This window comes from Thermosipho sp. 1074 (genome assembly GCF_001999655.1).
GTDB classification, from domain to species: Bacteria; Thermotogota; Thermotogae; order Thermotogales; family Fervidobacteriaceae; genus Thermosipho; species Thermosipho affectus.
The window spans coordinates 1-13,075 of sequence record NZ_LBEX01000003.1; the positions used below are offsets into that span (position 1 = coordinate 1).

The 13,075-nt window shown below is 28.7% G+C and carries 17 protein-coding genes and 1 pseudogene; all 18 read right to left on the reverse strand.

The window, feature by feature from the left end; genetic code table 11:
* A pseudogene (locus XO08_RS00315) lies at nt 1-438 on the reverse strand (methyl-accepting chemotaxis protein); the annotation flags it as partial.
* Nucleotides 435-1,916, reverse strand: a complete 1,482-nt coding sequence (gene hutH / locus XO08_RS00320; RefSeq protein WP_075665098.1) for a histidine ammonia-lyase — start codon at nt 1,914-1,916, stop codon at nt 435-437. The pseudogene XO08_RS00315 and the gene hutH, both read right to left, overlap by 4 nt.
* A 78-nt stretch (nt 1,917-1,994) precedes the next feature.
* Complete coding sequence (locus tag XO08_RS00325) at nt 1,995-2,516, reverse strand: cob(I)yrinic acid a,c-diamide adenosyltransferase (protein WP_075665099.1); 522 nt, start codon at nt 2,514-2,516, stop codon at nt 1,995-1,997.
* Entirely contained in the window at nt 2,516-3,259 is a 744-nt protein-coding gene (locus XO08_RS00330; protein ID WP_075665100.1) for a hypothetical protein, read from the reverse strand. The genes XO08_RS00325 and XO08_RS00330 overlap by 1 nt, the downstream gene beginning before the upstream one ends.
* Before the next feature lie 2 nt (nt 3,260-3,261).
* Entirely contained in the window at nt 3,262-3,996 is a 735-nt protein-coding gene (locus tag XO08_RS00335) for a hypothetical protein (protein ID WP_075665101.1), read from the reverse strand.
* A gap of 4 nt (nt 3,997-4,000) precedes the next feature.
* The gene (locus XO08_RS00340; protein ID WP_075665102.1) at nt 4,001-4,510 is read right to left on the reverse strand and encodes a GNAT family N-acetyltransferase; all 510 of its coding nucleotides are present in this window, start codon (nt 4,508-4,510) and stop codon (nt 4,001-4,003) included.
* Nucleotides 4,500-5,315 carry a metallophosphoesterase gene (locus XO08_RS00345; protein ID WP_088368810.1) on the reverse strand — a complete coding sequence of 272 codons (816 nt, stop codon included), beginning with the start codon at nt 5,313-5,315 and terminating at the stop codon, nt 4,500-4,502. The genes XO08_RS00340 and XO08_RS00345 overlap by 11 nt, the downstream gene beginning before the upstream one ends.
* Nucleotides 5,315-5,545, reverse strand: coding sequence for a DUF4911 domain-containing protein (locus tag XO08_RS00350; RefSeq protein WP_075665103.1), 231 nt, complete (start codon nt 5,543-5,545; stop codon nt 5,315-5,317). Before XO08_RS00350 ends, XO08_RS00345 begins: the two co-directional genes overlap by 1 nt.
* Nucleotides 5,535-6,032: a metal-dependent transcriptional regulator gene (locus XO08_RS00355; RefSeq protein WP_075665104.1), complete on the reverse strand. Its 498-nt coding sequence runs from the start codon at nt 6,030-6,032 to the stop codon at nt 5,535-5,537. The genes XO08_RS00350 and XO08_RS00355 overlap by 11 nt, the downstream gene beginning before the upstream one ends.
* A 44-nt stretch (nt 6,033-6,076) precedes the next feature.
* Nucleotides 6,077-7,108 (reverse strand): M42 family metallopeptidase, encoded by a 1,032-nt coding sequence (locus XO08_RS00360; RefSeq protein WP_075665105.1) that lies wholly within the window; start codon nt 7,106-7,108, stop codon nt 6,077-6,079.
* The gene (locus tag XO08_RS00365) at nt 7,109-7,756 is read right to left on the reverse strand and encodes a Na(+)/H(+) antiporter subunit B (protein ID WP_075665106.1); all 648 of its coding nucleotides are present in this window, start codon (nt 7,754-7,756) and stop codon (nt 7,109-7,111) included. It lies immediately after the preceding gene.
* Nucleotides 7,756-8,007: a monovalent cation/H(+) antiporter subunit G gene (locus XO08_RS00370; protein ID WP_172799323.1), complete on the reverse strand. Its 252-nt coding sequence runs from the start codon at nt 8,005-8,007 to the stop codon at nt 7,756-7,758. Before XO08_RS00370 ends, XO08_RS00365 begins: the two co-directional genes overlap by 1 nt.
* Nucleotides 8,007-8,249, reverse strand: coding sequence for a hypothetical protein (locus XO08_RS00375; protein WP_075665108.1), 243 nt, complete (start codon nt 8,247-8,249; stop codon nt 8,007-8,009). Before XO08_RS00375 ends, XO08_RS00370 begins: the two co-directional genes overlap by 1 nt.
* Nucleotide 8,250: 1 nt before the next feature.
* On the reverse strand, nt 8,251-8,595 hold the full coding sequence (locus tag XO08_RS00380) for a hypothetical protein (RefSeq protein ID WP_075665109.1): 345 nt from the start codon (nt 8,593-8,595) through the stop codon (nt 8,251-8,253).
* Complete coding sequence (locus tag XO08_RS00385) at nt 8,583-9,554, reverse strand: NAD(P)H-dependent glycerol-3-phosphate dehydrogenase (protein ID WP_075665110.1); 972 nt, start codon at nt 9,552-9,554, stop codon at nt 8,583-8,585. The genes XO08_RS00380 and XO08_RS00385 overlap by 13 nt, the downstream gene beginning before the upstream one ends.
* Nucleotides 9,551-10,480 (reverse strand): tRNA (guanosine(46)-N7)-methyltransferase TrmB, encoded by a 930-nt coding sequence (gene trmB / locus XO08_RS00390; protein ID WP_075665111.1) that lies wholly within the window; start codon nt 10,478-10,480, stop codon nt 9,551-9,553. Before trmB ends, XO08_RS00385 begins: the two co-directional genes overlap by 4 nt.
* Nucleotides 10,477-11,580: a tol-pal system YbgF family protein gene (locus tag XO08_RS00395; RefSeq protein ID WP_075665112.1), complete on the reverse strand. Its 1,104-nt coding sequence runs from the start codon at nt 11,578-11,580 to the stop codon at nt 10,477-10,479. The genes trmB and XO08_RS00395 overlap by 4 nt, the downstream gene beginning before the upstream one ends.
* The gene (locus XO08_RS00400; RefSeq protein WP_232218236.1) at nt 11,577-13,067 is read right to left on the reverse strand and encodes an NAD(P)H-hydrate dehydratase; all 1,491 of its coding nucleotides are present in this window, start codon (nt 13,065-13,067) and stop codon (nt 11,577-11,579) included. Before XO08_RS00400 ends, XO08_RS00395 begins: the two co-directional genes overlap by 4 nt.
* Between the last annotated feature and the right edge of the window lie 8 nt (nt 13,068-13,075).

Below are 13,075 nucleotides of genomic sequence, written 5' to 3' on the forward strand. Positions count from 1 at the left end.
ATATTCTTTTTCCTTGTTTTTTATCTTGTCAATTATATCTTTTAACTTCTCTGGAAAATTAATTGATAACTCACCTGTCTCATCAAGTACTTCACCTGTTTCTAATACGATAAATGTCTGGATAACCCCCTCTTTTTTTAACGCATTTCTTGCATTTCTAATTCCCCATGCAAGTTGTTTTTTTCCTAAATCACTTGTCGCATTCATCAAATATGGGGTAAGTGACCCCCCTGTTGCATACTTGTAAATTGGATCAATGATGTTTTCTAGTTCTGCATGTACGTCTTTGGAGATCGAGGTAAGGATGAGTTCGTTTATAGTACTTGCGCTTTTTGAAACGTTTTTGAAGGCAAGATATGATGAAATTGAAACACTTGTTACCGTAGCAATTATTGCTACCAATACTAAGGATAGTATGAGTTTAAATTGTAGTTTCATTTAACCACCTCCGAAAGTATGTATTCTCTTACATTTTCAAAATCTTCTCCAAAATATCTATCACCATTCATTTCGATATTAATATTTGAAAGAAAATCTTCAATCATTTTAGAGGACTTTAATGGACGCCTAAATTCCAAAGCAACCCTAACTAACATTGTCTCAATTGATATTAAATCTACTACATTTGTATAAATTTTTCTTAACTTCCTTGCAGAAGTTGCTCCCATACTTACATGATCTTCTTGGTATGCAGATGTTGGAATCGTATCACATGATGCAGGATGAGATAAAACTTTATTTTCATTACATATTGCAGCAGCCGCATATTGCCAAATCATATAACCAGAGTTAAGTCCCTCTTTTCCAGATGCAAGAAATGCAGGTAATCCCCTATTAACTAGTGGGTTTACCAATCTATCAATTCTTCTTTCGATCATATTACCTAAATCAGTTAACGCTATAGATAAATAATCACAAACTAATGCAACTGGTTCACCATGGAAATTTCCACCACTAATTATTTCCTCATCAAATATTAACGGATTATCCGTTGCCGCATTAATTTCATTTTCAGCAACTTTTTTGGCAAATTCAAGAGTATCATACACTGCACCATAAACCTGAGGAATAGCTCTAAGTGTGTATGCATCTTGGACATTAGAACATTTGATGTGTGATTCTCTTAATTTACTCTTATTAAGATATTTTCTCAGTAATTCGGCAATATAAATTTGGCCTTTATGATTTCTTACTCTTTGCAATCTATCATCAAATGCGACTGGTGTCCCAAGTAAAACATCTGTTGATGCTGCTGCAATTAAAGTTGCAATTTCTATTAATCTAAACATATCTCTGACAACAAGTGAAAGTATCGCTGTCATAAATTGCGTGCCATTTAATAAACTTAAGCCTTCTTTTTCTTTTAAAGTCAATGGTGTTATATTTTTTTCTTTCAATATTTCTCTTGTTTCAACTTTCTTGCCATTCTTTAAAACATATCCTTCACCAATTAGTGCCATTGAAATATGTGATAATGGTGCCAAATCACCACTTGCACCAACACTCCCCTTCTCCGGCACATATGGTACAACATCTTTATTCAAAAACTCTACTAATTTTTCTATTACCGACACTCTTACCCCTGAAAAACCTTTTGCTAATGAATTAGCCCTCAACAACATCATCGCACGAACGATATCATAGTTCAGTGGCTCACCGATACCTGCTGAATGAGATAACACAATATTTTTTTGTAAATCCTCTAATTCTTCTTTTGAAATTCTTACATTAACCAATGCACCAAAACCTGTATTCACACCGTAAACTGGTTTGTTTTTTTCTAAAATTTCTTCAACTTTTTTTCTAGAAAGTTCAACATTTTTTTTGGCCTTATCATCAAGCAAAACTTGTTCATATTTTCTCGATACTTTATGAACATCCTCAACGGTTAAGCTATTTCCGTTAATATATATCAAAAAAATCCCCCCTCTAATATTATCTATGACAAATATATCACAATAAAAATTTTAATCAAATACCAATTCTTATCTTTTTTATAAATCAGATACAGATATCTTATTTATTTCATCATTTTCTAAATATCTTGCAATAACATAAAGTAAATCTGAAATCCTATTAATATACGCCAATAACTGTAATCTTACATTTTCGACTTTTGACAGTCTAACAATGTATCTTTCGCCTCTTCTTGCAATTGTTCTACAAACATCAAGTAATGCACTTTCCTTTTTAGCACCCGGTATTACAAAAGAGCTTATATTTAATTTCTTTTCGTAATTTTCTACATATTTTGTTACTCTATCAACATCTCTTTTGTCAATAAGCTCAATAAATTTTTCACCTTTTGCTAATTCAGTAGCTATTCTAAACAAATCCTTTTGAATTTCTTCAATTATAGTTTTTTCATTCACATCCAAACCAATTTTTGCCAATCCAAGAAATGATACCAGCTCATCTATCGTTCCATACGCTTCTACTCTGATATTATCTTTGTCTACTCTCTCACCATTTGCCAAAAATGTCTTTCCATCATCACCCATTTTTGTACTTATCATTATTTATCCCCTCCTAAAATTACTCTTTTAAAAAATTCTAATTCTTTGATAATAATATCTATATTTACATCCTGCATTAAAAATGATTTTAAAATAGATAAAGGTATTAATTCCAAAACATTATTTACATTCTTTAAACTATTAAAAAAACACTTTTTTTGTATATCAATACTAATATTCATATTTAATTTCTCCACTTCATTCCAAAAACTCTGAAAAAGAGCATAATCACTCTTAAATTTTACCTTATAAATTAAAGTATTATCTGAGTTAATTATGTAGCCTAACTTTTCTACAATTCTCAACAATCTAGAAAAAATTATTAAATCAAGGTATTTCTCCGCATTCTTTACAGAAAATACGTTAGGATGCTCTATTAAAAAATCCATATTTAAATTTATAATAATTTCATTTTTTTCAAAAGAATTTTCTATTTTTAATACCTCTCTTTCACAGTTTACTTTCTTTTTAAATAATTCTTTTGAAACGAAATTTCTAATCTTAAATAATTCAAAATTTTCATCATTAAATTCAATGAAAATATCGATATTTGAATCTTTTTCCTTACATTTATATATATTAAAATTTATATCATTAAACTCTTCACTGCCAATATAAATACACTCACTTAAATTCCAGTCAAAATAGCTGTTACAAACAATATATCGTTTTTCAACTATAATTGGTACTAGATAATCAAACACTTCCTTTATCGAAAAGAAAGAATCAATGTATAAAATCACACCTAATCCCCCTTAAAAATTTTTTTTAGTTCTTTAATATCATCCTTAAAATCATCTTTGTTTTCGCAATTTTCAATTATATTTTTCAAGATTTTTAATGCTTTAACCGTCTTTTTTAGCTTTCTTTCAGGTTCCCTTTCAAAACGTTTTAAGTAAAAAAAGAAATAGTAAATAATAAACAAAGAAACTGGGACAAATACAAAATACAACATTATATGATGTGCTGGATAAGCAGAATAAACCAAAAAATTCAAGTCTTTTTTTTCAACTATTTTAAATAAAACTTTTTTCCCGTTATAATAAGTAATATTACCTTTAACATCAGGAAACATTTCATTAAAACTTACAGAAAAATTGTTACTATTAACTATCTTTTTATCATTAGTAAAAAATACAAAATAAGATGTTATTTTAGGAATTGTATAAAAAGCATTATCTTTTACATAAATAAGATTTGAAGTTTCACCAAACTTTACAATTGAAATCCCCTCTGAAAGATTTTCAACTTTAAAAACCTTCCCCATATAGTATATTTTATTTCTTTCTACTACATAACCTTCTGGTTGTTTGTTTGAAATTATGTTTGCAATCAAATTTTCATAATTTTCATAATCAAAATCAGCAATTTTTTCATACTCATTTAGTTGAAATTTTGAGTAAGACAAATCCATTTTAAACATTAAATAAGGCAAAACCATAAAAAAAATAACAAAAAAAATAACGGGTAACTTCCTCATCCTATCATTCCTTTACTTTTGCCATTATTAAAAGATCAACATAATTTCCATCTAAATTCACAGCTTTTTTCTTTCTACCTTCGATTTTATATCCAAGTTTAATATAAAGATTAATTGCAATTAAATTACTCTCAATTACTTCCAATTGAATTCTTTTTACTCCATTCTTAAAAACCCACTCTTCTGCAATCTGAATAAGCTTTTTACCAATACCCATTCCTCTAAATTCCCGTAAAACAGATATTCCATATTCAGCAACATGTCTCATACGTTTTCTTTCATGAATCATTATATCAATTTCACCTATAATTTTGTTTTCTAACTTAGCGATAAAAATCTTTCTTAACTCATTTTCAATGTAGAATTCTACATATTTCTTAAAAGATTTAAAATCCATCAATTCTTCTAGAGAAGTTACTAAAAATTTTGTTTCGCTTAAAACACTTTTTCTAAATTCATATAACTCATTAATTTCATTAAAAAAAATTTCCTTAAAAACAAAATCAAAATTCAACGTTAAACTCCTCCAATATTTTGTTATTGAGATCTATAACCTTTATATTTAAATCATCATTAAGTTTCAACAAAACGAAATGATATTCTTTATAAAACGATACAAGATATTCATTATCAATCACTTTCCCATAAAGTGATGCACCAGCACCTCCGGTAATAATATAATGAGTATTATTAACATAAAAATGTTGATAATTATGCTCATGCCCAGAAATAACAATTTTAATACCTTTATCAGCAATAATTTTATCTAATTTTGACAAATCCAATCTATCTTTCCAATGTGGTCCAACTGTATAAATTGGATAATGCAAAAAGACTATGCTTCTCTCATTTCCATAATTTTCTAAAAATTCTAAATAACCTTTCGTATACGGATCCAAAAAAATAAGTCTATATTTCTTAAAATCTGCATAATAATTGTACAATCCAAAATACTTTTTATAATAAACATCAGGATTCTCGTGATTGCCTTTTACTAATTGGAAATAAGAATTTTTTCTCAAGTTTTTTGTTATTTTAAAAAAAGTATTCCACTCCTCTTTCCTATCTCCTCTATTTACCATATCCCCCAAATGAACTACGACAGTTGGATTATAAGAAGAAATCAACTCTACAATTTTTATATGAACTTTATTTCCAAAACGTGAATCACCGTATACAGCTACCAAATTTGTTGTGTTAGGAAAAAACTCTCCATCACACAACTTACACATATCATTTTCTTCATACAAATAATAAAAAACATTAGAGAATAAAAACATTGGAACAAAAATAAATAAAAATACCATCTTCTTTAACATTAATCTGCACTTCCAGAATTTTTTCTAATTTCAACAATATCAAAATCTATATCCATTTTTAAACTATCTAACATTTTTAAAATGTCCTTTTTAAAATAATCGGTTGTAATAATCCTTAAAATTCCACCTTCGTATTTTCTTATATTAACCATATTATCTTGCGCTTCTAAAATGTAACTCAAATAATGTACATCGTTCTTATCAATATTCAATAAAATATCAATCTCCATATTTATCCTCCTTTTTAGTCATAAATGGACATTTACTTATTATCTTATTATTCTTTAAAAACTCATCAAAATGCTTTAAAAACAATGGCTTTTCCTGCGGGCACTCATTCATAAACTTTGCAAATAAAACAAACTTTTCAGCGACTTCATCCCCCAAATCAAAATATATCTTAAAACATGCTTCTTGTGCTTTTAAAGGTTCTATTTTCAAGAATTCTATCAAAAATCTTCTAAATGCTTGAATGTTTTTATTTTCCTTCAAAGCTATGTTTTTACCTTCCTCAGTTAAAGTTATAGCTCCTCTTTTTTCATAATAAATCAAACCTTTTTTTGCCAATGAATTTAAAGTCTGCTTCGCAGAAGGCATTTTAACTCCTGCATAATCCGATACTTTCTTTAATCTTGTCCAGCCCATTGAGTTTAAAGTAAGATATACAATCAAAAGATATTTTCTTTCTGCTTTAGTTAAATTACGGTGACTTGACAAAAAAATCCCTCCACATAAGTTTATTCTAATTGTATTTTAACACATCATTCCAATTCAAGATACTTTTGAAGAAGTTTAAGTGTTGCTTCAATTGCATCGACATGAGTTCTTTCATAGCCATGTGACGCATAAATCCCAGGACCAATTAATCCATGTTTTACGTTATATCCCGCACGCACTGCAGCACTTGCATCAGAACTATAATACGGATATATATCAACAGTAAAATTTACCTTTGATAGTTCAGCAGCTCTTATCAATTTACCAACTACATCATAATCATACGGTCCACTTGAATCTTTGGCACAAACTGAAACTGAATAGACATCTGAATCTAAATCATCTCCCACTGCTCCCATATCTACAGCAATAACTTCTGTTACGTCATCTGGAATTCCAGAAGATGCTCCATGACCAACTTCCTCATAACTTGTAAACATAATATAGATCTTTCTTTTTGGTTCTATAGTAAAATCTCTTATTACCTTTGCCAAAGTTAGCAAAATACCTGCTCCTGCTTTATCATCTAAAAATCTACTTTTTAAAAATCCAGTTCTTGTTAAAACAGTTCTTGGCTCAAATGCTATATAATCACCTGGCCTTATTCCAAGGTTTTCCACATCTTCCTTGCTATAAACTTTCTGATCTAAAACAACTTCCACGTTATTTTCATTTCTTTCAATAGTTCCAGTATCATTATAAACGTGGACTGAAGGATGTATGTTATAAATTGTACCAGTATATGCTTTGTTATCTCTTGTGAAAACTATACAATTTTCATTTTCAATATGCGAAAAAGGATACCCACCAATTCTTGTTAACTTTAATCTACCATTTGGTTTTATTGATCTAACCATAGCACCAAGTGTATCAACGTGCGCCATAAGTAATATTGCATTGCTATCCCCATGACCTAAATCTACAATTAAGCTTTTTTTATTAGTATATTCATATCTAAAACCTAATTTTCTAACTTCATTAATCAAATAATTCATTATCCTATTTGTAAAACCAGTAGGACTTGGAATCTCACACAAATCAATAATTTTACCGATTGCTTCTTGAACGTACGACATTTATATCCCTCCCAATTTATAATTTTTCAAAATTTTCTTCAAATAATCTTGCGTATAAAAAGAACTAAATTCCATAAATTCAATAGAATTTTTATCGGAAAAAGTTAGGTAAAAAACCTTATTTGAAATTTTTCTTATCTCACTTAAACTATTTAAATTAATTAATTCAAAATAACTCAATTCTTTGTTATTAACCATATAATAAGGCACATCTAAAATTTTAAAATCACCTTTGAATGTTATACCTAAATCCACTTCGCCTTTCTCAATTAACTTCATACATTCCCCAATTGTTAAAACTTCAACGTATTCAATCTTATGATTATACTCTTTTGAAAAATCTTCTAAAATTTTTGGAATAATTCCCGCAAAAGTATCTTGATATTTTTGACAAATAACTGGGATCCTTACAACAGCCACCTTCAATTTTGAATGAATTTTAAAAGAGAGTAAGTAAACAAATGTAGTCAACAAAGCTCCAAGCATTGCTTCGGTAATTGCCACATCTGGTGCTAAATATACAACGTAAATTGCAACCATCAAAACACTCAGTACCGTTCTATATAAAAAAGAATTAAATACTTTTTTAGAAAAAAACACAAAAATAGTTACCAAAACCGCAAAAAAAGATAAAACATACTGCATCATTATCTTTTATCCTTTCTAACAAAAGAAATTGAAATAAAATAAGTTACTGCAGGCATTCCTATTAACATAATTAAAAGTGCAACTAAAATCTTTTCAATTTGAAAACCGCGTATTAATAAACCTATTAATATCAAAATCCCTCCACCAGTATCTCCCGCGCTCAAATAGTGTAGTTTTTTAAACATGTTTTTATTAAACAACGCAAAAATATTCCCAATTAACATCAAAAAAGCACCAAAAATTATTATCATCAATCACTCCTTGAAAGAAATGAAGTAATAGCAAATGCTCCACCTATTGAAATCAAAACATAAAAAATTGCAACATCTACTATTATTGGCAAATCACTATAATATGAATATACCAACAACAAAATTGATATCTTAGTAGAAATAGAAAGAAGAGGAATCAATTTTTCATAAACATTCTTAAAATATCCAATCCCAATTATCGAAATAAATAATGAAATCAATATTAACAATATTGCTACCATCTCAATCACCTAATTTATGAATATAAAGGAATCTGTCATCGTGATCAAAAGCTATTGTCTTTGGTGTTAATGTTATATACAATATCTTTATTAACATCTCAAAATCATCTTTATATTCCTCAAATTCGATTTTTTCATTTTTAATAAAGAAAACCAAAATTGATTCATACAAAGTTTTGGGAATATACTTTAAAAGTAAAAACACCAATTTAGAAAAATTTAAAACATTTTGCTTGAAAATTTCATATACTATTATTGAAACAAAAAGATTTAGAAAAAAATATTCTTTCCCCGAAAATACACTCAAGAACAAAGTACCTAAAATAATATTAATTAAATGTACCATTCTTCTTTTAATGGCCTCCTCATTAAATCCAACATAGATAGCCTTGGATTTTTATTTGCGTATAGTATTTTAAACACTTCACTAGAAATAGGCATATCTATACCTCTCTTTAAGGAAAGCTCAACAACAGCTTTCACAGTATACATACCCTCTGCAACCATTTTGGTATTTTTCATTACCTCTTCAAGTGTTTGACCTTTTGCTATTAACTCTCCCAAAAGTCTATTTCTACTATGTCTACTATTACATGTGACCATCAAATCTCCTACGCCTGAAAGTCCAAAAAAAGTTTTTTCCTGTGCTCCAAAGATTTTTCCAAACTTTATCATTTCATATAAAGCACGTGTCATTAGTGCCGCTTTTGAATTATCCCACCCACCTAATCCATCTAAAACTCCTGCGGCAATTGCCATAACATTCTTCAAAGCACCAGAAATCTCTATCCCAACCACATCATCAGAGGTATACACTCTAAAATAATCATTACTGAACAATATTTGTAATTCTTCAACATTTTCACCGGCGATTGTTACAGCTGTAGGTATATTTTCAGCTACTTCTTCAGCATGTGATGGTCCTGAAAGAACGGTATAGGGTATACTAACAAAATCTCTTATAATTTCCGAAACTCGTTTTAAAGTCTTTATCTCTAAACCCTTTGATAAGTTAACGATTCCTTTAACATTATCCCAATACTTAATCTTACTTAAATTTTCCCTTATAAATTGCACAGGTATAGCTATAACAAGATAGTCCGAAAAATCCACAACTTCTTGTATGTTATCTGAAGCATTAAATTTTGGTCTAATCCCATTTAAATAACTTATCTTTTTTAAAACATTTATTTCAAATACTACTTCCTTTCTTCTAGCCCAAACCAATACATCTTGTCCATTATCAACCAACAAATTTGCAAAAGCACATCCCCAACTTCCTGCACCAATTACTCCAAATTTCACTCGAGCACCTCCATAATCTTTTTTACGGACCACTTTACAGCAGGTGTTCTATACGGGTTTGATTCACTATCTAATTTTAATACCCACTTCATCTTCTCCTTAGGGTATAAAACTAAAAAGTAATGTTGCGTAAATTCATCATCAGAAGATATAATTTTAAATATATAAGCATCTCCATTTACTTCCTTATAAACATTTTTAACCACAAAAATCTTATTATCTTCCTTAAAAACTTGTCCCTTTAATTCCAATACCTTTTGTTCTGTTATTTTTCCCACAGCATGTGGCATATCATCCTCACTCCTCAACAAACGTGTTATCTTTCCCTTTTTGATTTTCCAAACCTTTAATCTAAAAATATCTCTATTAAATCTTATCCATTTTTTCTCATATCTGGTTAAAAATTCACGTTTAGGGTTTTTTTCGATATCATTTACTTTAAAGTATCCGCTCTCCTTTGCATTTTCGTATGCTTCAATTGCGTACCACTCTTGATCAGTAACAAGTTCAAATTCCCCATTGTATTTTAAAACTACTGACAATACATTGAAAAAATCCTTAATTATTATTCTTCTATGTGCCTGTGAATTTTTATACCAAGGAACAGGAAAATTCATTATCAACTTATCAATAGAATCGTCGCTAAAAAATTCTCTCACACCAAACCTTGCATCACAGAGAATTAATTTTGCATTTTTTATACCATTTCGTTTTAATTTTCTTTGTGCTTTCACCATAGATGTAATTGAAAGCTCAAATCCAATATAATTAATATTCTTATTCTTACTAGTATAGTAAGCCGCATATTCCCCATTCCCAAAACCAAGTTCCACATGAATTGGACCATAATTTCCAAAAATTTCATCCCAATTTAAAGGAAACTTATTTAAAAATTGAGGTTTCAACTCAAATTCCGGATATATCATCTGAGACCTCCTACTCTTTCAATAAAATACTTTGCATGCTTGCTATAAGTACTATTTGGAAATCTTTCTATAAAATCTTTAAATAACAAGTAAGATTTTTCAAAATCACCTATCTGATAATAATTTAAAGCTCTATAATAATATGTATCATCTAAGAAATAAATATTCTTCACATTCAAAGAAACAGCTTTATCTATTACAAATTCCAAAATATTAATCGACATTAAATAATTTTTCTGTCTATAATATTCATATCCCATTAACCATAAAAAACGTAAGGTTTCAATATTTTTTGGATTTAACCTTTCAAATAGTTCAACACTTTTTGTTTCTTTATCTTTAGAATTTTCAAGTACTTTTAAGTTTTCTTCAACTTCAGAAAGTTTTAAAATAAGATTTTTAGAACTTTCCTTTTGTAATGTTTTTATTTCCTCCAAGATTTTAGAGACTGTTTCATTCGAGGAAATAATCTCATTTTTTACTTCATTACTTGATTCCAAAATTTTTGTATTCAATTTTTCAAAATTAACTTCAATTTTTGAATTTATTTTATCTAAAGAATTTTTTAATGAAAATATAGTCGGATTAAACAATGAGATAATTGTAAAAATCAATATAATAATCAAAGTTCCCATAATAAATATGTTAATATTTTGTGGTTTTTTTTCTTGGAGTTCTAAATCTAAATTTGGTTCGAAATTTAATAAAATACCTTTCAAATATCTTATAAGCTCTTTATCATTATTTCTAATTGCTTTTTCTAATTCAAGTCTTATCACTTGAACAACTTCTGGATACTCACTTTTTATTGAATTATAATCTATATTTTTATCAAGTTCATTATAAATTTTTTCTACTGCATTTTCTAAATCACCAACCTGTATCTCTCCCGTTTTAAGTGCAATGCCATAAAAAAATTTCTCTTCATAACTCAAACTTTCAAATATCTTTCTTGCATTTTCTAAATCACCTGAAAAAACAGCATATTCAAATTTTAAAAATGGATATTCTCTTTCAACTATTTGTATTATACTTTCCGCTAACTGGTATTTCCCCTCTTTCATAATTTTTCTAATAAATCTTACAAGATTGTCATTCACTTTATCACCTCCGCAATAGCTTTTGGTAAATAATCAAGAATTTCACTAACGAAATTACGCCCCTCGTATTTATACATTTCAGCAGCAAGTCCCATTGTATAAATTCCTGTAAGTACTCCATTTAATACCTCATGGTTCTGTGCAACAAATCCTGCTATAACTCCACTTAATATATCCCCACTTCCACCTTTTGACAAAGAGGAATTTCCCGTTAAATTGAAATAAATACTTTCTCCATCCGAAATTATAGTCGTAACATCTTTTAAAGCAATTACTAAATTATATCTTTCTGCAGTTTCTTTTACTAGTTTATAATTATATTTTACTTCAGATATTTTCATTTCCATAAATTTTGCAAATTCACCTGGATGAGGTGTTATTACAACTTTTTCTTTAAATAAAATTTCATCTTTAAATCTTGAAAGATAGTATATACCATCTGCATCAACTATTATCGGTACATTTACATTTTCAAAAACTTTTTTTACAAATTCACTTATTTCTTCTCTTCTTCCCAATCCAGGTCCAATTACAACAACTGTATTTGAATCAAGCACCTTTTCTATCTCATACAAACTATTTTCAGTAAAATCTATTGTAATAGGAATAATTCCAGGCTCATAATTTACCGCATTAACTACAACTTTATTATTACCTGCAATATACACCCTTCCAACACCAGCCCTTAAAGCCCCTAACACAGATAATAAAGGCGCACCTATATAATTTTCAGAACCACCAATAACAATAACTTTTCCATAAGTCGATTTATTACTTTCCTTTAATCTTTTTGGAACCTCAAAATAACTTTTCGTTAAAAGTAACTTATCACATGGGTAAATAGCCCCCAAAATCTTCGGTATACCAATTTTAACTACTTTTAACTTTCCAGTAAGTGCTCTTCCAGGAAATAAAAAATGGCCAACTTTTGGGTATTCAAAAGTAACTGTTAAATCTGCCTTAATTGCCGTTCCCAAAACTCTTGCAGTATCAGCTGAAACACCTGTTGGTATATCAACTGAAACCGTAAATTTTGAATATAAATTTATATAATCAATAATTTCTGCATAAATTCCTTCCACTATTTTTGATAATCCAGTACCAAAAATAGCATCTATTACCACATCACTGTTTCCCAATAATTTAGGCACTTCCAAAATATTCTCCTTTGAAATTTTTATTACCTCTCCGCCAAACGATTTATAAACTTCAAAATTCTTTTTTGCCTCTTCTGTAACAAAATCATCTATAAAAACTACTTTTACTGCTTCTGTATAATTTAACAGTTCTCTTGCAATTACAAGACCATCTCCTCCATTATTTCCAGGTCCACAAAACACTAAATAACTGTATTTTGATAATTTTTCCAATTCATTCCATAAAACTTCTACTGTTGACACTCCAGCTCTTTCCATTAAAATCAAACTATCTATTCCAAAATCGTTTATAGCCTTTTTTTCTAATTCCTTCATTTCTTTAGATGACACTATTCTCA